Annotated in this window: 24 protein-coding genes; 13 read left to right on the top strand and 11 right to left on the bottom strand. The window is 70.2% G+C overall.

The genetic code is table 11. From position 1 onward, the window contains the following. Nucleotides 1-102 precede the first annotated feature (102 nt). Both AB0J36_RS14115 and AB0J36_RS14110 read right to left on the bottom strand, forming a co-directional pair. Nucleotides 103-657 (bottom strand): GNAT family N-acetyltransferase, encoded by a 555-nt coding sequence (locus AB0J36_RS14115; RefSeq protein WP_363660676.1) that lies wholly within the window; start codon nt 655-657, stop codon nt 103-105. Further along, the gene (locus tag AB0J36_RS14110; RefSeq protein ID WP_363660675.1) at nt 654-1,433 is read right to left on the bottom strand and encodes a GntR family transcriptional regulator; all 780 of its coding nucleotides are present in this window, start codon (nt 1,431-1,433) and stop codon (nt 654-656) included. The genes AB0J36_RS14115 and AB0J36_RS14110 overlap by 4 nt, the downstream gene beginning before the upstream one ends. A 219-nt stretch (nt 1,434-1,652) precedes the next feature. Between AB0J36_RS14110 and AB0J36_RS14105 the strand changes: the two genes are divergently transcribed. The 13 genes from AB0J36_RS14105 to AB0J36_RS14045 all read left to right on the top strand — a co-directional run bounded on the left by AB0J36_RS14105 (nt 1,653) and on the right by AB0J36_RS14045 (nt 11,081). Next, nucleotides 1,653-2,270, top strand: a complete 618-nt coding sequence (locus AB0J36_RS14105; protein ID WP_363660674.1) for a sigma-70 family RNA polymerase sigma factor — start codon at nt 1,653-1,655, stop codon at nt 2,268-2,270. After that, complete coding sequence (locus tag AB0J36_RS14100) at nt 2,267-2,869, top strand: sigma-70 family RNA polymerase sigma factor (protein ID WP_363660673.1); 603 nt, start codon at nt 2,267-2,269, stop codon at nt 2,867-2,869. Before AB0J36_RS14105 ends, AB0J36_RS14100 begins: the two co-directional genes overlap by 4 nt. Next, nucleotides 2,870-3,220: a hypothetical protein gene (locus tag AB0J36_RS14095; RefSeq protein ID WP_363660672.1), complete on the top strand. Its 351-nt coding sequence runs from the start codon at nt 2,870-2,872 to the stop codon at nt 3,218-3,220. Nucleotides 3,221-3,300: 80 nt separating this feature from the next. After that, complete coding sequence (locus tag AB0J36_RS14090) at nt 3,301-3,741, top strand: hypothetical protein (protein ID WP_363660671.1); 441 nt, start codon at nt 3,301-3,303, stop codon at nt 3,739-3,741. A gap of 13 nt (nt 3,742-3,754) precedes the next feature. Further along, nucleotides 3,755-3,979 (top strand): hypothetical protein, encoded by a 225-nt coding sequence (locus AB0J36_RS14085; protein WP_363660670.1) that lies wholly within the window; start codon nt 3,755-3,757, stop codon nt 3,977-3,979. Next, nucleotides 3,957-4,145, top strand: coding sequence for a hypothetical protein (locus AB0J36_RS14080; protein WP_363660669.1), 189 nt, complete (start codon nt 3,957-3,959; stop codon nt 4,143-4,145). The genes AB0J36_RS14085 and AB0J36_RS14080 overlap by 23 nt, the downstream gene beginning before the upstream one ends. Nucleotides 4,146-4,171: 26 nt before the next feature. Continuing rightward, nucleotides 4,172-4,435 carry a hypothetical protein gene (locus AB0J36_RS14075; protein WP_363660668.1) on the top strand — a complete coding sequence of 88 codons (264 nt, stop codon included), beginning with the start codon at nt 4,172-4,174 and terminating at the stop codon, nt 4,433-4,435. Next, nucleotides 4,432-4,935, top strand: coding sequence for a hypothetical protein (locus AB0J36_RS14070; RefSeq protein ID WP_363660667.1), 504 nt, complete (start codon nt 4,432-4,434; stop codon nt 4,933-4,935). The genes AB0J36_RS14075 and AB0J36_RS14070 overlap by 4 nt, the downstream gene beginning before the upstream one ends. 22 nt (nt 4,936-4,957) lie before the next feature. Continuing rightward, nucleotides 4,958-5,371, top strand: coding sequence for a hypothetical protein (locus tag AB0J36_RS14065; RefSeq protein ID WP_363660666.1), 414 nt, complete (start codon nt 4,958-4,960; stop codon nt 5,369-5,371). Continuing rightward, nucleotides 5,371-6,390: a hypothetical protein gene (locus AB0J36_RS14060; RefSeq protein ID WP_363660665.1), complete on the top strand. Its 1,020-nt coding sequence runs from the start codon at nt 5,371-5,373 to the stop codon at nt 6,388-6,390. The genes AB0J36_RS14065 and AB0J36_RS14060 overlap by 1 nt, the downstream gene beginning before the upstream one ends. Before the next feature lie 97 nt (nt 6,391-6,487). Beyond that, nucleotides 6,488-8,629 (top strand): hypothetical protein, encoded by a 2,142-nt coding sequence (locus AB0J36_RS14055; RefSeq protein WP_363660664.1) that lies wholly within the window; start codon nt 6,488-6,490, stop codon nt 8,627-8,629. A gap of 214 nt (nt 8,630-8,843) precedes the next feature. Continuing rightward, the gene (locus AB0J36_RS14050; protein ID WP_363660663.1) at nt 8,844-9,161 is read left to right on the top strand and encodes a hypothetical protein; all 318 of its coding nucleotides are present in this window, start codon (nt 8,844-8,846) and stop codon (nt 9,159-9,161) included. Nucleotides 9,162-9,710: 549 nt separating this feature from the next. Then, nucleotides 9,711-11,081 carry a hypothetical protein gene (locus tag AB0J36_RS14045; RefSeq protein WP_363660662.1) on the top strand — a complete coding sequence of 457 codons (1,371 nt, stop codon included), beginning with the start codon at nt 9,711-9,713 and terminating at the stop codon, nt 11,079-11,081. 35 nt (nt 11,082-11,116) lie between these two features. Here AB0J36_RS14045 and AB0J36_RS14040 read toward each other — a convergent pair whose 3' ends face one another. The 9 genes from AB0J36_RS14040 to AB0J36_RS14000 all read right to left on the bottom strand — a co-directional run bounded on the left by AB0J36_RS14040 (nt 11,117) and on the right by AB0J36_RS14000 (nt 21,244). Beyond that, nucleotides 11,117-12,151 carry a ParB/RepB/Spo0J family partition protein gene (locus AB0J36_RS14040; protein WP_363660661.1) on the bottom strand — a complete coding sequence of 345 codons (1,035 nt, stop codon included), beginning with the start codon at nt 12,149-12,151 and terminating at the stop codon, nt 11,117-11,119. After that, nucleotides 12,151-12,873, bottom strand: coding sequence for a ParA family protein (locus tag AB0J36_RS14035; protein WP_363660660.1), 723 nt, complete (start codon nt 12,871-12,873; stop codon nt 12,151-12,153). The genes AB0J36_RS14040 and AB0J36_RS14035 overlap by 1 nt, the downstream gene beginning before the upstream one ends. Before the next feature lie 1,913 nt (nt 12,874-14,786). Beyond that, nucleotides 14,787-15,467: a hypothetical protein gene (locus AB0J36_RS14030; protein WP_363660659.1), complete on the bottom strand. Its 681-nt coding sequence runs from the start codon at nt 15,465-15,467 to the stop codon at nt 14,787-14,789. 275 nt (nt 15,468-15,742) lie between these two features. Beyond that, a complete protein-coding gene (locus tag AB0J36_RS14025; RefSeq protein ID WP_363660658.1) occupies nt 15,743-16,345 on the bottom strand; it encodes a hypothetical protein in 603 nt (200 codons plus the stop codon). Nucleotides 16,346-16,546: 201 nt separating this feature from the next. Then, nucleotides 16,547-17,482: a hypothetical protein gene (locus tag AB0J36_RS14020; RefSeq protein ID WP_363660657.1), complete on the bottom strand. Its 936-nt coding sequence runs from the start codon at nt 17,480-17,482 to the stop codon at nt 16,547-16,549. Next, nucleotides 17,479-17,853: a hypothetical protein gene (locus tag AB0J36_RS14015; protein WP_363660656.1), complete on the bottom strand. Its 375-nt coding sequence runs from the start codon at nt 17,851-17,853 to the stop codon at nt 17,479-17,481. The genes AB0J36_RS14020 and AB0J36_RS14015 overlap by 4 nt, the downstream gene beginning before the upstream one ends. Before the next feature lie 170 nt (nt 17,854-18,023). Then, nucleotides 18,024-18,950: a hypothetical protein gene (locus tag AB0J36_RS14010; RefSeq protein ID WP_363660655.1), complete on the bottom strand. Its 927-nt coding sequence runs from the start codon at nt 18,948-18,950 to the stop codon at nt 18,024-18,026. 315 nt (nt 18,951-19,265) lie between these two features. Continuing rightward, entirely contained in the window at nt 19,266-20,393 is a 1,128-nt protein-coding gene (locus AB0J36_RS14005) for a site-specific DNA-methyltransferase (RefSeq protein ID WP_363660654.1), read from the bottom strand. Next, entirely contained in the window at nt 20,390-21,244 is an 855-nt protein-coding gene (locus tag AB0J36_RS14000) for a hypothetical protein (RefSeq protein ID WP_363660653.1), read from the bottom strand. The genes AB0J36_RS14005 and AB0J36_RS14000 overlap by 4 nt, the downstream gene beginning before the upstream one ends. Between the last annotated feature and the right edge of the window lie 81 nt (nt 21,245-21,325).

The following is a 21,325-nucleotide window of genomic DNA, read 5'->3' as shown; positions in this document are numbered from 1 at the left end:
CCAGGCAGAATCACGAGCCCGAGCGACAAGCATGCAGAAGGGGCGGGGGGTTCCCCGCCCCTTCTGCATGTCTGGAAGAGGACTCGCGCCTACAGCGGGCGATCAGGGCAGGCTGGAGAGAACTACCTCGGACGGCGTGAGCAAGCCTGCCGGTCGCTGCGCAAGCCACCCGGACTCGGTTCGCCGCTGCGGAGCATGGTAGGTCCGCACGTAAGTGAAGCCGCGCGCCAGGTAGTAGCGGTGAAGCTTAATATTGTCGCGTCGAACATCGATACGCACCCATCGACGACCATTGCTCGCGGCACGAACGCTCGCCCAGTTCAAGATGGCACTGCCGAGATCCTGCCCTGAGTGTTTTCGCGACACAATCATTTTGCTGAGGTAGAGGGCATCTTCCTGGTCATCTGCCCAGCCCCAGAAGTCAGGATCCGGCTCGTTGAGACTGGCAGTTGCGATGACTTGTCCGTCTATCTCCACTATCCAAGCCATCCCCGCGTCAACGAACTTTGCGAGCGCGCTGCGCGCGTATTCGTCGTAATCCGGGGTCCACTGTCGGATGCCGCGGGCACTCAGCCACTGCTCGGCCTCTATCCGAAGCGCGATCATGTCTTCCAGGTCGCCCGATTGCGCCTGCCGGAGCACATGCTGCCTGCTCAATGCCCGTCTACCTCATATTCGATCACGTGTCGGTCGCCCGGCAAGATCGTGATAATAACGCGCACTGGGCGGTCATCCTTGTTGTAGCCCACTCGCAGGTGCTCCGCGATGGGTGTACTACTGGGCAGGCTGAGGCGAGTGGACTCGGCATGCGTCGGCATCCGGATCGTGATGCGGTCGAGAAACCGGACCTGTCGGTGCCCTGCGTTGGCCATCAGTCCTCCGGGAACCGTCACGTCCCCGGGCTGCATGATTGGTGTTCCTTCTGCAACGTCGCGCGGGTAGTAACTGTCGGCAGTCTGGAAGGGAATGCCGTCGACGTAGCGCAACCGCTTCCGCACGACAACGGAATCCTTCGGCTGAACCGCGAGGTATTGGGCCACCACTGCCGGCGGAATGACGATGCCGATCTCGATCTCCTGGGTCGCCTTGCGGCCCTGAGCGGTAACGTCCTCGGCCCAAGCATCTGCCTGAGCGCCCGGCGCCGTATCCCTGCGCGACTTTGTGTGCTCGAACCTGTGGGCGGGCCACGTCAGGTAGGCGTAGGAGCGAACGAACCGTCCCGCACGCCCCCGCCCGGCCATCAACAGGCCCTCCTGGGTTAGCTGGCTGATGGCGCGGCGGACCGTGTCGCGGCTGACCCCCCACTCTTCGGCGAGCGCCGACTCGGATGGCAGGCGCTCGCCGGGCTTCAGCTCGCCGCGTGTGATCCGTTCGCGGAGCATGTCGGCCGCGCGCTCAGCCAGCGGCCTGCTGTCGTTCCCCGCCAGATCCACCGTGGTCCCTCCTCGTCATGCCCATGACGGCTGATTGTACGTACCAAACGCACTGACGCGCCGGGTCGGTCTATTGACAGGCGAACGATCGATGAGGCGTAATGGTACGTACCAAACGGTTCGGTCGGCCTAGGCCGGTCTGACCGACAAGAAGGCCCCGCCGCTGGAACGACGGGGCCTTCGGAACGGCATCCCCCACACCCTGTCGAGGAGCAGTAGATGCCAACCCTGAGGGTACGACCCAGCCCGCGAGCGCGGGCACAAGGATCAAGCGCAACGAACAACGATGATGTCCGCGAGTTGGTTTCGTGTGCGCAGGCAGGAGATCCGGAGGCATTCGGTCAGATCTACGACCGCTACGTCGACCAGGTCTTCAAGTACATCCATCGGCGGGTCCGCAACCGCCACGTGGCCGAGGACTTGACCTCCGAGACGTTCCTCCGGGCCATGCGAAGCATCCAGGCTTTCCGCTGGATGGGCCGCGACTTCGGCGCCTGGCTGACGAGGATCGCCCGCAACCTGGTTGTCGATCACTTCAAGTCCGGTCGGCACCGGCTCGAGATCCCTGTACCGCTGTTCGAGGACGAGAAAGTCGCCCCGGGAATCGGCCCGGAGCAGGCGGCCGTGGATTACCTCGGCAACCTGGAGCTGCTGCGGGCGGTCACGCAGCTCACGGCGGAGCAGCAGACCTGCATCGTGCTGCGGTTCCTGCGCGGGCTCTCGCTCGCGGAGACGGCCCAGGCGATGCGCAAGAAGGAAGCGGCCGTCAAGACGCTGCAGTTCCGGGCGGTACGCGCCCTGGCGCGGCAGCTCCCCGCGAGGGAGATGGCCGCATGACCGCCGCGACGATTACGACGACCCCTGCGCTGCTTGAGGAGGACGTACGCATCCTGATCGCTCGGGCGCAGGCCGGGGACCGTGGCGCGTTCGCCGAGATCTACCAGCGGTACCGCACGACGATCTACCGCCTCGTATACCGCAAGGTCGGCAACCCGACGGTTGCCGAGGACCTGACGTCGGAGACGTTCACTCGGGCGCTGCGCGGCATCGCGCGGTTCACCTGGCAGGGACGCGACCCGGTCGCCTGGTTCGTGACGATCGCCAACAACCTGGTGCGGGACCACTTCCGGTCGGCCCGCCAGCGCCTGGAGATCGTCTCGGACGACGCGGTCTGTGGCCAGGAGCGGCGGGACACCTCCACGGATGGGCACCCGGAGCGCACTGTGCTCGACCAGCTCACCAGCGAGGCCCTGGTTGGGGCGATCCGCCAGCTCACGCCGAAGCAGCAGCGGTGCATCGCACTGCGGTTCTTCGGCGGGCTGTCGACGCAGGAGACCGCGGCGCGGATGGGCACCACCGCCCGCGCGGTGGTGTCGATCCAGTACCGGGCCGTGCAGGCGCTGGCGGACACCCTACCGGCGAAGGCGGTGGCGTAAATGCTCGCCCGACTCCGCCGGTTCCGGACCGTCATCTGCCCCGACTGCAAGGGTGCGGGGCACATCGGCGCGCCCGCCGACTGGCAGAAGTGGAGCCGCACCCGGGCGACCGTAGCCGCGGACTACGAGCGGCTGGCGGCAGCCCGCGACGCCGGCGAGGCCAGCGACGACGACGTCGCCGCCGCCTCCTCCACCCTGGCCAACCAGATGCTCAACGCCCCCGGGGGCGACTGCGAGACGTGCTGCGGACACGGCATCAAGCCGTTGCAGCGCAAGCGGATCGGCCGGCCGGTCCGCAGTAGCTCGAGTCGAGCAGCCCGACGCACCTCCTCGGGGAGGCGGGCGGCGTGACGACGCACACCGATCCAAACCAGGCCCGGCCGCAGCGGCCGGTTCTCTCCCGACGCACCCGGCAGGTGGTGGTACCTCCCATGAACGCTCCTACCAATACCGACACGATCCCGGCCGCCGCGTCGACGGAGCCGGCCGCCCAGATGGCCCCGGATCTGGTCCCCGACGTCTGGATCAAGGACCTCGCCGCGTGGTTCCGCAACGACGTAGCCCGTCCCCATGCCGGCTTCGGCGCGATGTTCCGGCCCGAGCTTGGCCACCAGGGTCCGTGCTACGTGGGTCGGATCGCCCGGTCGGCGTGGTTTCCGCTGGTCCTGACCGTGGGCGGGACGCTCTGCCACGCGGCGGGCCGTCAGCTCCGTAGCGGCGAGTTCGTGCTCGACCTGGGCGTCGGCGCGAGTGTGCTGCTGGTGTCGCTCCTGGTGGTCGGGGGCGGGGCCGTCTGGCGGCACATGCGCTGGCACCGGGTCGAGGCGTTCTTCCTCGGCAGCGAGATCGGTGGCGAGGACCACCGTGGCTAGCGGGGTCGTTCTCGTGCCACTGGCGCCGCGGGTGCGGCTGAACTGGGACGGGCCGGAGCACTACGACCCCACCCAGAAGGTGCCCTGCCGGGCCTGCGAGACGGTCACCAACATGCGCGACCGCAACGGTCGCGCCTGCTGCCAGACCTGCGCGGAGCGGGAGATCGCCGCCGAACTGGCGGACCTCACCGGCGGCCGGGTCCCTGCCGAGCTCTATGCCAGGACGCCGCAGCCGTGAGCACGACGACGGTCAGCGCGCCGGCCGGCCCGATCCGGGTGGGGACAACCCGCCCGGCGGGCCGGCCGGCGGCGGTGCGCGTGGTGTTCTCGCCGCCGCCACGTTCGAGCTGGTGGACGTGGCCGGCGACGTGTGGTCACCCCTCTGCGTCGCCGGCGCCCGCTGACGACGGACAACTCCGGGGAGGCGGCGATGGCCGGTAGGCGAATCAAGAAGGGCGGAGGGCGCCCGAAGCAGCGCGTCCTCGGCGCCCAGCGGCGCATGGCGGCCCTGATCGAGAAGCTGGCGGCCGCTCAGGAGCCGCACGAACGTATCGCCGTCGCGGCCGGTTACGCGACCTCGGCGGCCAAGGAAGCACCGACCGAGGACGCCGAGATCGCGGCGACCGAGGCGGTGGAGTTTCTGACCGCGCTCGGCGACAGGTTGCTGAACGCCAGAAGGGAGGACCGACGGTGAGCACCGACAACGACGTACGCGCCAACCTGACCGATGGCCAGGAGCCGATCAGCCGGAGGCCATCGCCTCGCCCCCGGACGACGGACCAGGACGAGGCACCCGCCTCGCCGTTCGAGTCCGAGAACCGGACCGAGGCAACCGACGACAAGGGTTTCTCGCTGTTCCCTTGGCTCGGCGAGATGCTCAGCCGCTACTGGACGCCGCCGAAGTTGTGGGGCGAGGCGCCAGCGTCGCTGGAAGACCTCTCCACCTACGCCCATCGCGGTGAGTGGACCGGCAAGACCGGCGGGCCCCGGTTCGCCGGGATCTGGTACTGGCGCCTGATCGGGTTGCCGATCACGGCCATTTGCCGACGCCTCGAGTTCGTCGCGCAGCGCCCGGGCCGCCTCATCACCGTGCTCGTGGTGTTTGTGCTGGTCGGCCGTTCCACCTACGGCCACACGGCTCTTTCCTGGATCGCCACGCCCCTGGGCTGGTTGGCCTGGCTGGCCGGCTTCTGACCCTCCTGAAAGGAGTTGCCCCATGTTCCCCCTATCCGTAATCGGAGCGATCGCCCTGGGAATCGGCGGTGTCTGCTTGGTGCGCGGCTCGGCGCCGAGGTTCCGCACCTGGTGCTTCCTGGCTGTCGGCATCGCCCTCGCCGGGTGGATCGGCAAGCTCGTCGGCAACATCGTCGGTGATGCGACCGTCGCCGCGAATCGCATCGGCGCCACCCTGATCGGGGTCAGCCTCGGCGCGGCCATCGCGGTCGCGGCCCTGACCTGGCTGTGGCACGACCTGCGCAAGAAGGGCGGCGTCTCCAAGCCGGCCTGGATCGTGGCGCTGGTTGTCCCCTCCCTCGTGCCCGCGCTCTACGTCGCGCTGATGACCGTGCCGGCGCTGCAGGGCGTCGCTACCGAGGTCCGGTCCTTCGTCGTCGAGATGAGGGCCGAGTAATGATCGAAGGTCTGGTCGGGCTCGCGATCGTCGCCTACCTCGTCGCTCTCGCGGCGAAGGAGGTACTCGTCGACTGCCGGTACGCGATGAAGGGCAAGCTGCCGCCCCGGGTGCAGCGGCGCATGGCCGAGATCAATGCGGCGACGAAGGCCGGCAAGGCGCCGCGGCCGACATTCGGCGACTACCTCGCGACCGTCCTGATGGACGCGTGGGAGGAGGCGAAGCGCAAGCGGGAGGCCAAGCTGGCCAACCCGAAGAAGACCCCGGCGAGGAACTTCCTTTCCAGGCGTTGGGCGGACGGCTGGGAGTCGGCCGACAAGTGGTTCGAGGCGCGCAAGAAGGAGCAGGCGGCAGCGACCCCGCCGGCCTCCCCCGCCACGCCGGTGGCCGGTCCGGCGACTCCCCCGGCCGGTCCGGCGACTCCCCCGGTGGCCGGTCCCGCAACGCCCCCGGTGGCCGGTCCGGCAACTCCCCCGATCTCCCCGGCCGCGCCGGTGACCGACCCCAGCACCCCGCCGGCGGCCGAGGCCCAGCCCGGGGCGGTGCCGCCGAGCGGTCCGGCGGCACCGCCCACCTCCCCCGCGTCGCCTTCGCCGGCGACGCCCGAGACCCGCGACCCGGCGACACCGTCGCCGGGCGTGGAAGCGACTCCCGACCCGGCCAGCACCGACAACGGCCAGGGCGGGGGCCAGGTAATCCAGTTCCCGATCAGGAAGGACGACAGCATGAGCAACCCCGGTGAGGTAACCGGTCTGACCACGGCCCAGGCGTACGCCGCCGAGATGTCGACGGCGATGGGCAACCAGGTCCCGCTGACGGAGGGGTTCGTGGCCTCCCTGCAGTCGGCTGGCGTCTCTGGTGAGGCGGTCTCCGCCGCCGTGCGGGCGCAGGAGCTCAGCGCCCTGGCCAGCGCGGCATGGGCGGAGGCCAACACGGCTCTGGCCCAGCAGAACGTCGTCAAGGAGGCGTACGCGGCGGTCCCGGAGGCCGGCAGCAGGGAGTTCGTCACCAACGAGTGACGACCTGGGTTCCGGCCGGCCCTGATCGGGGGTCGGGGCCGGCCGGTTCCCAGGCTGGCACTCGCAGCTGAGCACGAGGCAATCCAAGGAGGACGTTGTGGCTACGACCCAGGGCATGCCCGGCCAGACCGCCGTTCCGGCGGACGCCGCCGGCGACGCCGGCGTCGCCGCCGCCGCCGATCTCAGCCCGGATCGCATGACGGCGCGGTCCGCCGAGTGGCGACAGGACCGGACGCGGTACCGACTGCGGCACCAGGTGCGCCCGCACTACTCGACCGTCTTGCTCGTGGCCGCCGCGGCGGCCACGCGGGCGGCGGCGCACCTCACCGGTGACGAGGAAGCGGTCGCGCTGGCCACGGCCGGAGCGGCCTTCACTACGGCTGTCGTCGCCGCGTTCGTGGCGGGCAAGCGGCTCAAGGGTCGGCGCGTTCGTGCCTGGGCCACCGCGTGTGCGTTCGCGGCGGCGAGCTGGCTGACCTGGGTCGCCAACGTCGGGCTGTCGTTCGACGCGGTCACCCTTCTGGCACTGCTGGTCGCGGCGCTCGCCGTGCCGTACGTGGATCGTCACCGGATCCCCAACGTGCCGCCGGATGAAGAGGTCGCGGCGAGCTTGGGCGGGTACGCCCAGCTGTGGGCCACCTACCTCGGCGGCACGTCCGGCGGACCGCTGGCCGGTTCCTGGCTGACCGGCCACGAACTCATCGCCTCTGGCGAGCGGTTCGTGCTGCAGCTCGTCCCCGGCAAGCAGACTCTCGGGCACGCCCTCTCCGCTCTGCCGCTGCTGCGCACCGGACTGTTCCTCAATCCGCGCCAGGACCTGATCATCGAGCGGCACCCGCTGTTCAACGAGTCCTGCCTGCAGCTGACGATCGTCACCAAGTCCACCGTGCTCAAGGCGAAGAAGGTGCCGTGGCCCGGGCCGAACTACGACCCGCACACCGGCACCATCGCCCTCGGCCCATTCATCGATGGCGACGGCACGGGCCGGTGGCGGCTCTACACCGGCCACCGCATGTGGGGTGGCTTCCTGCTGGGGTCCACCGGATCCGGCAAGAGCCGCATGCTCGACTCGATCGCGCTGTCGGCGGTGGCGACCGGGATCACCTGCGTGTGGTACGCCGACCCCCAGAAGGGCGCCAGCTCGCCGATGCTGGCCAAGCACGCCGACTACGTCGCCCGTGACATCGAGCAGATCCGGCAGATGTTCGCCCTCGCGATGCTGGTCAAGGAGCTGCGGCAGGCCGAGAACGCGCTGGACGAGGTCGAGGGCTTCGTCCCGAGCGAGGACCGGCCGGGCCTGCTGATCATCGTCGACGAGTGCCACCGGGCGTTTGCTGACGCCGCTATCCAGGAGATGGCCACCGAGCTCGCCCGGGAGGGCAACAAGCTCGGCATCGCGATCCTCGCTGCCTCGCAGTCCGTCACGGTCGACACGTTCGGCACGGGTAACCGCGCCAAGGACGGCGACACGCTCCGCGGCAGCCTCATCGCCGGCAACCTCGTCGTCATGTGGACCAAGAGCGGCAACGCGAAGCAGGTCCTCAAGATTGACGTTGACCCGACGCTGTTCCCCCGCGTCCACGGCTACGCCTACCTCGTGGACGAAACCGGAGTGGGACGGTCCGCTCCCCTGCGCGGCTACTACCTGGACGACGTCGACCGTGACCGGTGCGCGTCACGGGTCCACTGGCGCGGCTTGGACGAAGGCGCGGCCAACGCGTGCGGCTCTCGCTACCTGAACCGGCGGGACCTCGCTTCGGCCGATCGCGAGGCCCTGGCCGCGCGGGTCGCCGCGATGCGCGCCGGCCGGTACGTGCCACCGCCGACGCCCCAGCCGGCGGCCGCCACGACGACTATGACCGCGACGCCGACCACCGCTTGGTCCGGACCGAGCCCGGCGCAGGCGGCCCGCCCGGTGGCCATCCCGACCACCGTGATCCAGTTCCCGACCTGGCCGCCAGCGTCAACCGTGGCGGGGCCGGTGGCGACCGGCGACGACGATACGCCGCAGATCCTGCGCTCCGAGCGTGGGCAACGCATCTACCAGCTCATCCAGTCCGGCGTCGAGCGCACCGGCGCTCTGGTGAAGCAGTCGGGCTACAGCGAGACCTGGGTGCGCAACACCTGCCGCGAGCTCGTCAGGGTCGGCCGGGTGCGCGACGCCGGCCACGGCAGGTGGGTGCTGCCCGACTCCACGGGCGCCGACGCCGGCGACGAGGAGGTAGAGCAGCTGGCCTAACGGACCAGCCGAGCAGCCTCCCCGGACTCGCAAGGAGAACAATGATCACGGCCACCACGGCGACGCGCGGCAATAGTCCTAAATGCACTGATTCGAGTTCCAGCGTCGGAGAATCCTGCGAGGCCGCAAGGTTTCCAAGGTTTCTTGGAGTTTCCGGCGACACGCCGGCCGGCAAACCTAGGTTGGATTGCCTTCGGGGTAGAGGATCAACGGCATGCCTCGACCAGCAGGACGTCGCGCACGGCAGAACCCTGGGCCGTTGGTCACCTTGTACGCCGAGGTGGCGCCGGACATCATCGACTTCGTCGACGCCGTCGCCCAGACCCTCAACTGCGGCCGCGCCGAAGCCGTGGAGGAGATCGCGCGCCACTGTCGTGGCGCCGTCGCTCCGGCCGATGGCAAACCGCCGGTGCCCGAGTGGGTGCTGCACCGGGCTGCCGAGCAGCAGTTGCCGCTCAGCGCTGAGGCCGTCGCTCCAGCGGAGCATCGGCCTTCGCGGCGGCGTCGCACCGCGGCCGCTAACGCGGCCTGAACCTCGACTTCCGGCTTCCCCGCAACAGCGAGAGGAGCGCGTAGCGCCCGAGCCCCAACTCCATAAACGGCAACGACGGCCCTCGGTGATGAGCTTGGCGGCAATCCCGAGAACCGTCGTTCAACCCCAACCGAAGGAGCAACAGCGCGTTGCTTAGCCCTCCGGGCGGGTCCCTTCATGTCTGAGTGGCGACCCGCTACCACCATAACGGAGGCGCCGGACACCGTCACGAGGCAGGCCGGGATTTCGTCCCGTGTTCTGCCCGATGGTAGCCCGAAGTATGGCGATTCGTATGATTCGTCGTTCTTTGTGGATGCCCCGGTGCCCGCCGCCACCGCCTCCCCTCACCCGGTCGCGGTATGGACCAAGGCGTCCGGGCGCCGCACCGACCGCAGCCGCGGCCGGAGCCGTCGGCGTATCGAGCGCCGGCACCCGACCGGCGAACAGCGGGAGTGCGAGTCGTGCGCGATCGCCGGCCGGACCAGGCTCGGCGTCACCCGCTCGCCCGGCCTGGTGGCCTGCAAGCAGTGCTGGCGACAGCACGAGCGCATGGGTATCTGGCCGACCGAGCAGGCGCCGCACGACGTCGACACATGCCGGCTGTGCCGCCCGGCGGCCGAGCCCGACGAGGGACCGGACGACCAGGCCCCGATCCTCGGCTCCCTGCTGCCCTACAACCCGGTCGACCGGCCCCTGTCGGCGAGCAGGCCCGCCCTCGCCGACCCTTGGGAGGCGGTCGCTCTGGCACAGCGCTTTGCTGACGAGCACGCCGAGACCGGCCGCCCGCTGCGGCTGGGCCACGACTTCGGCCGGGTCGAGGTCGCCGTGGCCGAGGTCTACGCCACCCTGACCGTCGCGTACGGCCCCGTGGTGCGTCCCTCCGTGGAAGAGGTCTACACCCGGGTGGGATGCAAGGAGCGCCGCGCCCAGTACGCCCTACGGGCTCTACAGCGGGCCGGACTGCTCTACCAGCACGCCGATGGCTGCCTCGTCAGGGACGCTGAGGGCAACGTGGAGCGCCTGGCGGCCGAGTATGAGCTGAGGATCCCCCTGGCCTACGTCGATCGCGCTCAGATGATGGACGAGCTCGACGAGGTGGTCGACCGCGACAGGTTGGAGCTGTACCTAGCCGCTGTCGCGCTCGCCCGGACATCGCCGGCGATGTCCGACGCGGCCGACTCCGACGAGGTGCCTGTGGAGAGTCACTGCACCCCATTCCAGGGTTTACTCACTCTAGGAGGTACAAGATCCTCAGATACCCTCACGGGCCAAGATCAGAACCTCATTTTCACCGAGAAGGGGGGGTTGCCAAGATCGTCGGAGTGTTCAGGACCACTTTCGGTAGAGCGTCCTAGGACACGCAGGGGCTATGCGCTGGCTCGCAAGCTGCAAGAACGCTCCCCCCGGTGGGCTGTGGTGCCCGTTCCCGTCCTCGCGAAGCGCCTTCAGCCCCTTGCCGACCTTGGGTGGTCGGCGTTCCAGGTAGACCGAGCCACCGAGACGTACGGGCCGGTCACGTCCTCCAGTGGCCTGACCCGCATGCTGCAAGCGGTCATCGAGTACACCACCGGCGCCGACGAGTGGCGCCTGCACCAGGTCAAGGAGCTAGCCAAGCGGATCATCTCGAACCACCTAACTTCTGGCCGCTACCGCCCGGTCTGGACCAGCACCAGCCAGGCAGCCCGCGACGCCTACGCCATCTCGGTCCAGGCCCGCACCAAGTCCGAAGTCGCTTCCGCGCCTGGGTGGGAGCGACTGCGGGAGCTCACTGAGGAGGTTGCGCTCCCCTCCCCCAGGCCGACCACCGACCGGGGGGCAGCAACGCCACCGGTGGAGGTTGACGCCGGTAGGCGCAGCGCGCTCATCCACGCGCGAGCCCGCGCCTTCGCGGCCGCCGAACGAGCTCGGCGGCCGCGATGACTAGCGTCCGGAGTCAGACTCGACCAAGGGGTTCGTCATTCGCGCGGCAGCCTCGATCGCAGTTCGTCAATGAGTTGCTCCACCGAGTCCTTGGGCAGCTCGCCGAGCAGCGATTCGGCAATCTTGGACGGTGTACCGCCCAAGCGTTGGATCGCTGCCGCTACCCGGGTGGCACGGAGCTTGGGACCGTTGGAGGTCTGCGGTTCGGGCTGGCGGGACGCCGGCTCGGTGCCTTCCGGGGTCTGAGTAGTCGCCGCTGGCTCGTCGGGTGCAAAGGCACGATCGCCGCTGCGTGCGCCGGCGCGCAGTTCGTCCAGCACCGCGAGCTGCTCCTGCGCAGAGAGGGTATGCAGTCGCCGCGCCTCGCGCAGGGGAACATCGCCCGCGGCGATCGCCAGTTGGAGGGGCTCTTCCAGTTTCAGCAGGTTGAGCCGCTGTGTTACCCAGCCCGGCGACCGTCCCAACCGTTCTGCAGCAGCCTCCTGCTTACCGGCCTCCCTTACAACGTGCGCGACCGCGCGGGCCTCTTCGATGGGGTCGTAGTTCCGCCGATCGAGATTCTCGGCAGCGGTCGCCGCGACGAAGATGTCGCGCGACGCTGCGAGGTCGTTCTTAACGGTGATGTCGAGCCCGGCCTCTTCAAGGTGCCCGTCTCGTTCGAGCACCGTGACGGCGGCCCGCCGTCGCCCACCGCTGACCTGGACGTAGGCCGCCTCGCCAACTGTCTCCCGGAACTCCGGGAACTTGGCGACGAATGCCATGCGGCTGACCACCGCGCACGGTTCCAGCTGGCCGTGCAGCCGTATCGACGCGGCGATCTCCTGGATCGACTCCGAGTTCAAGTCGATGGTGCGGGTGTTCAGAGGGTTCGGTGCGATCTGCTCCAGGAGCGCGAAGCGGGCGGTGGCGTCAGCGCGGTGGTGTTGCTCCTGCTGAGCGGGCACGGTTGGTGCGGTGCCCTTGTTCGCGACAAGCGCGGTCAGGTCAATCGACTTGCCCGTCCCGGCTGTCCGCGCCGCCGCCGCCGGTCCCTTGCGGCCGCCGGTCGAGGTGCTGGCGTTGGCGGCCATTACTTCACCATCTCCACGGTGTCGCGGCGGCCCCAGCCGCGTTCGAGCGCGAGCTTGGTGAAGTCGCCGCGAGCCTCCAGTGAGATTCGATTGGGCGCGTACTGGGTAACGACAGTTCCCTGCCTTGCCGCGCTCGCGTGCACCTTGTACCGGCGGACAGGGGTGTTGCACAGCGGCCAACCCCGCTCCATGACGAACTGCGCGACGGCCACCAAGCCGGTGTCGCCGTCCCGGGGGTCCCAGTAGTTGATGACCACCATGAAGGGAATGCCGAGCGGCTTGATCACCTTCTCGATGGTTCTCTCGGTTGGGGCCCAGGTCAGGAAGTCGGGAGTGATCGGGACGATCGCCTCGTCACTGTGTTTGAGCACCTCGACCACAGTCGGCTCGTTGTCGATGTTGCCCGGGGTGTCCATGAACACGTACTGCTTGCCGAGGTTGCGAAGCAGGGGAATGAGCTGCGGGTCCCTGATCTCGGTGTGGTCAAACGGCAGTCCGCCGCCGTTCTCTGCCGCCTGCTTGGCCCAGCTCTCGACGGAGCCCTGAGGGTCAATCGAGGCAACCATCACCGGGCTGTTCGGATCTCCCACCGCCTCTGCGGTGGCCAGGGCAATCGGGCCTGGTTGCACCAGCGCCTCGTAACAGACGGCAGCGCAGTTCATGACCACTGTGGTCTTCCCTACGCCGCCCTTCTGGTTGACCGCCGCGATAATCCTTGTCACGACCTCACGCTCCGTCCGTCTGCTTCCCAGGTCACTGGTACTTCGGAATTGCGGTCATGCTACGACCCCGCCCCGCGCCGCTCGGTCGCAACCCGCGGTCGTTGGCGCATCTTTACCGCGGTAAAGCGGCTCGCGTTCGAATGAGTGATGTCTCCTGCACTACGCGTGCTCGATTCGGCGCGATAAGGCCCGAGCCGGAATCTTTACCGCGGTAAACCGCAGCAGGTTCGACCGCCCCCTCGCGGCGCCGTTGGTGGGGTGATGGCTCCGGGCTCGCTCGCCCGGATGTTCGGCCCCTGTGGTTGGACTCCCCTACGTCACGTGAAGTGACCCGCCTACGTCGTTGCGAGGCTGAGCGGGCGGGGGTCACGGTCTGTGTAGGACGGCGAGCAGTCGTGGCCGCCGTTCCATCGGCTGTGTTCCGGGGGCGTTCCGGGTCAGTTCCGGCGGGAACGTTGGCCCGCGTTCCACCGCCGTTCCACCCTCGGTGCGAGAGGCTGGGTTGGTGGCCGTTCCGGAACGCGTTCCAAGATCAATTTGGATCGAATCCACTCCCCCGTTCCAAGATCATTCCGGGTCGAGTGAACGGCATTCCAAGATCACCGTTCCAAACCTCGTTGTTCCGTTCCCTCCCCCCGCCGCCGCTGCGGCCGGTTCGGCTCTCGCCGCTCTCGGCGCGTCGCCGGCGGGCGCCTCGCTCGCCGGTCGGTCGCCGGTCTCTGTCGGCCGGCGCTGCCCGGCGCCCGGCCGCTCGGTGTCGGGCAACGCGATCATGGCCCGGCTGCCCGACTGCCGGCGAGGTGCGCCGGCGACGCCGGGCGGGCCGCGCGCGGCGGTCGAGTGGCGGCCAGAGATGCCGCAGCGGGGCGTCGCGAGGCCCGCGATCGGGTCCGTCGCCGGCTCGCCGGGCGCCCGTGACGAGGCGTGAACCCGCACTCCGCACCCCGCACTCCGCCGGTGTGGTCGATGGGGGAGGGCGACGCGGGCGCGCGCGGGCCCCCGCGCGCGAGAGAAGAACCCAACCCGCACACCGAAACCGCATCCACGGAAAGTGACGAAATTCGGGGGTTGGGGTCAACGTGGAGTGAGCGCCACCCGTTAGCGGCGCCTGGCCATCCCGGCCGCCGACGCGCCGCCGGCCGGTCCTCGGAGGACCGTCGCGGCGCCGGGCCCGGCGGGGCGCCTCGGTAGGGCCCTGCGCGCTCTCGGACGACGGCTGGGTCGCCGGCCGTTGGGTCGCCCGAGCGAGGGGGCGGAACCGGGGTCCGGTGGTTCCTCAGGGGGACGGCCGGGGGGTCGGGCGAGAGCCGCTGCGGTGGGGGTGCGGGCGTCGCGTGGCGGGCTCGTTCCGGGCGCAGATGGTGCCATCCGTTCCGGTCCGGCAGGCGCCCTGAAGCGGCGGCGGCGGCCGGAACGGCGTCCCCCGGCGCGACCGTTCCCAGGCACCAGGGCACCTGTGGCGGCATGCCGTTCCAGACCGGGGCGGGAGTTGGTTCGGCCGTTCCTTCCGGGGCGCCGTTCCGGGGAACGGTCGTTCCGATCCGGACCGGGTCGGCCGTTCCGGGAGCCTGTTCCCGGCCGGCCGTTCAAGGCGTTCCGCCGCTCCGTTCCGCAGTCGTTCCAGCCGTTCCAGCCGAGCGCGCCCGCTCCGATCGTTCCGCCGCCCGCGTCACCCTCGGTAGCGGAAGCGGCGTCGTTCCGTCGGAGCGACCCAGGTTCGCTCCGACTACGCCCGGTAGCCGAACCGGGAACGAGGGGGACGGCGTGCGGGCCGCCGCGTGGGGGAGTCGCGGGGGGCGAGAACGGTTGATGGACGACGGAACAGGCCCGCAGCGCCCCCGCTAACGTTCCCGCTAACGCCTGAGCCGGTCATCCCTGGCCAGTGGAATGCCGGCGGCGGAAATGAGGAAAAGTCACCGATCGGGAATGCGTCTGAAGGCGGCGGCGAGCGGCGCCCAGGCCGTGATTGCCTGCCGGAGAGGGTGGCTGTCCGGCAGTGCCGCTACGGCCGGCACGGCGGCCAACTCGGTGACGGCCCAGTCGATGACGGTGATCCCGGCCGGGGTGCACACGTCGTCGTGGAGGTCGCGCCGGACCTCGATGAGCGACTCAGCCGCCTCCTCGTCGGCGAGTTCACGGTGCTCGACGAGCGTCGAGGCGATCGCCTGGACCGCCCGCCGGTGAGCGGCTATCCACTCTTCGCGCCCCCGGGCGGACGAGGCCGGCGCTGGCGCCGGGATGCCGGTGGCCCTGGAGAGCATCGCGCGCTTGTGGACTCGGCGATCCACCAGCCCCTGACCGGTGGCGACGCCGAGGCGGGCACCGACGCTGCGGCGGTTCATCGCGAGCTCGTCGGCGCGGTCCAGGAGCCACAACTCGGCGGCCTCTCCGTCCCACCACAGCCACACCCGCAGGACGAGACCGTCCTCGACGTCGGCCCGGCGGACGTGCTCGGGCATGCCGCGGCTGTGTTTACGCAGGTAGGCGAGCACGTCGCGAGGGTCATCGCTGAGCTGGTACCGATTCGGGTCGTCGATGTCGTCGCGGCGCTGAATGATCCGATCAAGGGCGGCGCGCATCTCCTGGTCAGTCACGTGCGGGGGCGTTCTCACCCCTTCAGACAAACACTGAAGGGTGACAAGAGGGAAGTCGGCGCGCGCAAGAGTGGGTACCGCACCGGCCGCGCCACGGTCGGGCCCCCCGGGTCTTCGCAGGCCATCGGTACCGGTGCTTGAGCGTGATGGCCAGCGCGGCGAGACGGCGGGCGGGGTCCTGCCCTGCCGGCGGGTGCCTACCGGCGGAGATCGGCGGTGGCCTCGCCGAACAGGTCCAGCTAGACCTGTTCGGCGAGGCCCACCGCGGCGCCGCCCTATCCGCGCGTCTCGGTCCGGCCGATCACACGGCCGCTGGGCTGGATGAGGATCCGGCCGCAGCGCGCGCACAGGTAGTGCAGGCCGTCCCACGGGCCGTCCGCGTACGGCGAGACCTCCCGGCCGTCCGGGGCGCAGGTCTCGAACCCGTCGGTGGAGGGGTCGTTGCCGCAGACGCAGATCCAGTCACCGCCGACGTTGCCCAGGGCGAACTCGGGACCCGGGTCGGGTACGCGGGTTTCGTCGACGGGCAGGTCGCGCAGCGACTGGGGGAGCCGGTCGAGCAGGCGGAGCACGAGCCAGTAGCCCTCACGGCTGTTGGGCTGGGCGACGAAGTAACTGTTCGTCGCCGCCAGGTCCTCGGTGGGCGGGGTCGCCGGGATGACGTCGCCGAACGGCCTGGTACCCACGATCCGGTCCCAGCGGGGGCGGATGAGGCAGGCGAGCCGGTGGAGCGCCGCGAGCGGGTCGCGGTACAGCACCGACCCCGTGGTCTCGTCAGGGTTCCAGTAGCGCAGCTCCCATACTCGGTCGTCGGCGTGGCTAAGGTACGGACTCGGCGCGGCCGTGGCCGGGTCGGGCGCAGGGGTGGTGTGGGACATGAGTGCCTTTCGGTCGTCGGGCTTCTGGGGTGGAGTTCGGGTTGCCGTCCCTCGCTCCACCCATAATGATACCCTATATGTCCCGCTTTGGGAAGATCGGGAAAGATGTTTGCCCAGGTGCGCGGCACCGTCGACCGATGGCGCCAACGCCGATCGGCCGGCGCTCGCGGGGAGTCGCCGGCCGATCGGGGTGGGGTTGGCCTACGGGTTGGCGGCCAGGTGTTTGCTCCAGCAGCACGCGCCGTCGATCCATGTGCCGTAGCCGTCCCAGTGGGCGGTGGCGAGGGGCACCTGCTGTGTGCAGTGCCGGCAGGTGACCTGCTCCGGGGAGGGAATGCCGCAGTCGCCGCACGCCGGCCCCTGCCAGTGGTGGTCCCATTCCCCGTTGATCGGACACGCCTCGTCGCGCATCTCGGCGAGCGGCCGGCTGGTCCGACACCGGTCGCAGCGCCCCCACGTCTCGGTGAGCGGCCGGCCGACCACGGCGTCGCAGTCCACGCAGATCAGCCCGGACTGGCAGAGCACGTCGTAGAGCACCTCGTCGTCGATGACGCGCTGGTAGGCGCTCTGCGTGAGGGTTTCCCGCCAGGCGGGGGTCTGCTGCACGGCCCGGTGCTGCTCCGCGGACAGCGTTCGCTCCGCTGGCCAGTCCGGCCGCCACTGCAACTCGCTCAGCACGTCATCGGCGGTCCAGATCGCGTACTTCCAGCCGCGGGCGGTGACCAGGCTGTGCAGCACCTGGAAGGCCCGTCGGTCCGACAGCGACCCGAGCACCGCGACCAGCCCGGCCAGCGCCGGATCCTCAGCCGGTCCGTCGCCGGCCGGCGACGGCCGGTCCGGATCGGGGGAGACGGTCAGGAGCCGGACCGAGGCGTCCTCGTCGTCGTGGTGGCCGAAGTACATCTCGGCGGCCTCGGCGTCGTCCTGCGGCGGGGTGGCCGGCAGGTCGTCGACGAGCGTCGCCAACTTCTCCCAGCCGTCGCGGGCGATGTCGGCCCTGGCTCGCTGGGCGGCGTCGTAGCTGCCGAAGACCTCCACCTCGACGCCGTGCCGATGGTCGTGGGTCAGGACGGCGACCTCGGCGCCGGCCGGCGCCGGGATCGGCTCGTGGTCCAGGGGCGCGGTGGCCTCGCTCATGCCGCACGCTCCGAGGCCCGCACCGCCGCCACCAGTTCCTCCAGCAGTCGACCCGCGTCGCTGAGGCCGGTCGTGGCGTGCTCGCCGTCGAGCAGTTCGTCGGCCGCGCCGAGCAGTGCATCCACGGTGCGCGGCGCCGGGCCCGGCTGGACCCTGACGATCTCGCGGCGGTCGCCGTGCAGGTGACTGTCGTCGTTCTCGTTGCCGGTGAGTAGTTCGAGCAGCGCGCCGGTCGGCTTGCTGGCATCGAGCGCGTAGGGGTCGATCGAGCCCGGCTCGACGCCCAGCGCCTCAGCCACCTCGCGGATCGGGATGGGCGCCTGGTGCCGCTCTGTCTTGAGCCAGGTGACGTAGATCGTTGGTGCTCGCACGGATCTTCCTCCCATGGTCGGGCTTCTGGTGCCGGGCCCGGTTGCCGACCGAACCCGGCACCAATAATGATACCCCATTATCCACTGTGGACGGTAGGGGTCTGGGGGAATGACGTGCGAAAACGTGGTCGGATGCAGCCTTCGGCTGTGACTGGTCGGCGCGGTGTTGGCTACTGGCCGAACAGCGCGAGTTGATCCGGGTTCGGTCGCGGCCGGCGGGCGCGGCGCGACGCCGCGGTGGCGGGGCGAGCCGGCTCCGGGTGCTCGGTGGGCTGTTGGCCGTTGGCGCGGTCGCGGGCGCAGACCCGGACGGCGTCCAGGGCCTCCTCCCGCCAGTGCAGGGCGTAGGTGAAGCAGTTGCGGCAGTCCGTCGGGCGGCGGGCGCCGGTGACCGGGTCGGGCCGGCTGAGGTGGTTGCAGCCGGGCAGCATCAGGTGCTCGTCGCGGGCGGACTTGGACCACGCCTGGCTGTCGGAGCTGTCGAGCAGGTGGCCGGCGACCCGCAACGCGTTGATGGACACCCCGAAGCCGTGCATGCGCATGTCCAGGCCGAGTTCGGTAAGGGTGCCCAGGACGCGGGCTACGCCCTTCTGGGATCCGCGCCGGCAGATGCTGCCGATGCCGACCCGCCGGCCGGTGAGGTCGATCCCGGCCCGGGAGTACATCTCGACGTGCTCGACGTACTCCCACGGCCACCAGCCCTGCAGCGTCGGTAGCCAGTCGATCATCGGAAACTCTTCGGCGAGGTAGAGGTAGGACTCCAGGGTCAGCTCCTGGTGCTCGCGGGTGGTCTTGCCGGTGCGCCGCCGGACGTCCGGCTCGCAAGGCCAGTCCTGCACGCCGACGAAGTCCGGCATCAGCTCCCGGGAGGAGTGCCCGACCGCCTCGGCGAAGCGGACCCACATCGCGCCGTAGGCGTCGGGCCACAGGTACCAGGGGTGGTCGCGGCGGCCGCGGGTGTTGAGCATCAGGGCCGCGTAGGCGCCCGAGTCGCCAGCCCAGGGCGTGCCGAACGTCTGCACGGGCCAGTCGTCGCCCTGCTGCTCGTACCGGCTCGCGTACCGGGCCAGGGTGGTCGCGGAGATGAACAGCGGCACGGGGGGAGGTGCGCAGGTGGTGCGGGTGCCCGACGCCCAGGTAGAAGGTCATCCGCCGGGCGGGGTCGGGGTGGAACTCGCTGCGGGTGTAGGGGGTGACCGGCCCCCACTGGGTGTGCCAGCGGTCCGGGCCGAGGCCGTAGCGGGCGACGTGCGCGTCCCAGCGGGCCCGGCGCTGCTCGACGGTCGGCGGTGGCGGCGGCCACTCGGTCACGCCGTCGCGGCGCATGAACTCGAGCAGCCGCGCGGCCCGCTGCGGGTCGACGCCGTACGAGGCGATGTTGCTGCGCCGGACCGTGTCCAGGTCCTCGATGCTCATGCCGGCACCTGCGAGGTGTCGAAGAGGGCGAGTTGCTCGACCGGCGGGCGAAGAACCGGGATGACCTCGGCGAGGACCCGGCCCATCGCGAAGCGCAGGGCCTCGGGGTTGAGATCGGCGCCCAGAAAGCGGCGCCCTTCGGTCAGGCAGGCGACCAGGGTGGTGCCGCTTCCGAGGAAGGGGTCGCAGACCAGCTCGCCACGGCGGGTGGTGGACCGGACCAGTCGGGACACCAGTGCCGGGTGCAAGGCGTTGTCGTAGCGCAGCAGGCCAGGCCGGCGCTCGTCCGGGATGTCGGCCCAGACGTCGACGGCGTAGATCTGGCCGGTCCGGCCGCGCGGCATCTCCGCCGGCCGGTCGAAGAACCGTTGCGGCGAGTCGAGCGGGCCGCGGGTCATCAGGGTGACCCGATGGTGGGCGTGCACGTAGCGGCGGGTGCTGTAGAGCCCGAACGGCCGGCGGACCGCGATCGAGTTGACGTAGGTCAGACCGGCGATGTCCTCGGCGGCGACCTGGACCCGGGCCGCCTGTTGGGCGCCGGTGACCACGGCGAGGTAGCCGCCGGGGCGAAGCGCGGCGCCGGCGGCGGCGATCCACTCGGCGGTCCAGTCCGCGTACTCGGCCGGGTCGACGTCGACGTACCCGCCGAGTACCTGCGCGTGGTCCCGGCCGTAGGTGCGCCGGTACGCCGTGCGGTGGTCGCCGCGGCCCAGCGCGTAGGGCGGGTCCGCGACGATCAGGTCGATCGGCTCGTCCGCCTGTGCCAGTACGGTGGCCGCCGCGCCGAGCACCAACTCGGCCTGGCCCGGGTCGCCGGGCAGCCAGAGCAGCAGCGCCCGGCGCGGCCGGACGGTGGTGCCCTGGATCAGCCAGGCCGCGCGCTGGTCGTCGTCCTGGCGGGCTCGGCCCTGGCGGCGAAGGGATTGCAGGGCCGAGCGGATCCGGCGCTTGTACTGCTCCTGCCCGTCCTGGATGATGCGGCGCCCGTCGGCCCGGTCGGCCAGCCCCACCCGCTCGGCGAGTTGGTACAGCTCTGGCAGGGTGTAGCAGCCGGACTCCAGCGTGCGCAGCAGGTCTGCGGCCGTTCGCAGCGGACGTACTCCGGTGCCGGCCTGCCCGGTCACAGCGGCACCCCCATCGCGGCGAACAGATCCGGAGATGGCTTGGGGTACTTCGACGGGTCGCGGTAGACCCGCACCGGTCGGCCGTTGCGGTCGCGCTTGTAGACCTTGACGTCCTTGCGCAGCGGCATCGCGTAGCGGTGCTTGCCGGGCGTGCGGCGTCGGGTCACCTTCACGTCGGCCAGGGCCTGACGAAGCCAGAGGTTCGGCTTTTCCCCGGCGCGCATCGGGCGAGCTCCAAAGGACACGAGTCGCCGCTCAGCCGCCGCGTGTCCACGCTCCTGCGCCCGAACCTTCTGCAGCGTTCGATCATCAAGGCAGGTGCCGTCGGGCAACCAGAGCGTCGTTCTGTCGTCAGTGGTATCGAGGTAGATGCAGTTGAATGCCTGGTAGATGATGCCGACGTGGCCCCAGCTCGGGTCGGCGAAGGTGATCACCGCATGTACGCCCTTGTCGAGCAGCAGCGCCCGGCACTGCCCAAGCGTCCAGGTCTCTGCGTTGCCCTCGGTTGGCCCCAGCACCAGCCGCTGTAGCACCAGCGACTGGCGGTTCGGCTCCAGATCGGGCAGGTGATTCGTCAGCACCCTGTCCTGGGGCGGGTTGCCGTAGACCGCCACGCCGATCAGCTCGCCGCGCCGGAACAGGCCGAACTGGTGCACGGCGGCCGGGTACGAGCGCAGGTAGTGGCGCTCGGTGACGAAGGGTTTCCCGACGCGCTCCTCGATCGGCCGTACCTCGTAGCCGCGTGCGTCGAACCGGTCGTCGGCGTCGGCGTACGCCCAGGTCGGCATCGGCTGCCCTGGCCGGGATTGGTCGCGTTCGGGCCAGCGCTGGCACCAGCGGGAGGTGGTCATCGGGTCACGACCTGGGCGGATCCGCTGGTGGCGGTGGGGTGCTCGGACACAGGGGTGCTCCTGACGATGCGCGTCGGGCTT

It is taken from the genome of Micromonospora sp. NPDC049662, assembly GCF_040675055.1.
Taxonomy (GTDB): Bacteria; Actinomycetota; Actinomycetes; order Mycobacteriales; family Micromonosporaceae; genus Micromonospora.
This window is presented reverse-complemented; position numbering and strand designations above follow the sequence as displayed.

Excerpts from the sequence above, each read along its gene's own strand:
- AB0J36_RS14095 (WP_363660672.1), top strand. The coding sequence starts at position 2,870 with ATGCTCGCCCGACTCCGCCGGTTCCGGACCGTCATCTGCCCCGACTGC.
- AB0J36_RS14065 (WP_363660666.1), top strand. The coding sequence starts at position 4,958 with ATGTTCCCCCTATCCGTAATCGGAGCGATCGCCCTGGGAATCGGCGGT.
- AB0J36_RS14025 (WP_363660658.1), bottom strand. The coding sequence starts at position 16,345 with ATGTCCCACACCACCCCTGCGCCCGACCCGGCCACGGCCGCGCCGAGT.
- AB0J36_RS14045 (WP_363660662.1), top strand. The coding sequence starts at position 9,711 with ATGGGTATCTGGCCGACCGAGCAGGCGCCGCACGACGTCGACACATGC.
- AB0J36_RS14090 (WP_363660671.1), top strand. The coding sequence starts at position 3,301 with ATGAACGCTCCTACCAATACCGACACGATCCCGGCCGCCGCGTCGACG.
- AB0J36_RS14080 (WP_363660669.1), top strand. The coding sequence starts at position 3,957 with ATGCCAGGACGCCGCAGCCGTGAGCACGACGACGGTCAGCGCGCCGGC.
- AB0J36_RS14050 (WP_363660663.1), top strand. The coding sequence starts at position 8,844 with ATGCCTCGACCAGCAGGACGTCGCGCACGGCAGAACCCTGGGCCGTTG.
- AB0J36_RS14040 (WP_363660661.1), bottom strand. The coding sequence starts at position 12,151 with ATGGCCGCCAACGCCAGCACCTCGACCGGCGGCCGCAAGGGACCGGCG.
- AB0J36_RS14060 (WP_363660665.1), top strand. The coding sequence starts at position 5,371 with ATGATCGAAGGTCTGGTCGGGCTCGCGATCGTCGCCTACCTCGTCGCT.
- AB0J36_RS14000 (WP_363660653.1), bottom strand. The coding sequence starts at position 21,244 with ATGACCACCTCCCGCTGGTGCCAGCGCTGGCCCGAACGCGACCAATCC.
- AB0J36_RS14020 (WP_363660657.1), bottom strand. The coding sequence starts at position 17,482 with ATGAGCGAGGCCACCGCGCCCCTGGACCACGAGCCGATCCCGGCGCCG.
- AB0J36_RS14100 (WP_363660673.1), top strand. The coding sequence starts at position 2,267 with ATGACCGCCGCGACGATTACGACGACCCCTGCGCTGCTTGAGGAGGAC.
- AB0J36_RS14105 (WP_363660674.1), top strand. The coding sequence starts at position 1,653 with ATGCCAACCCTGAGGGTACGACCCAGCCCGCGAGCGCGGGCACAAGGA.
- AB0J36_RS14075 (WP_363660668.1), top strand. The coding sequence starts at position 4,172 with ATGGCCGGTAGGCGAATCAAGAAGGGCGGAGGGCGCCCGAAGCAGCGC.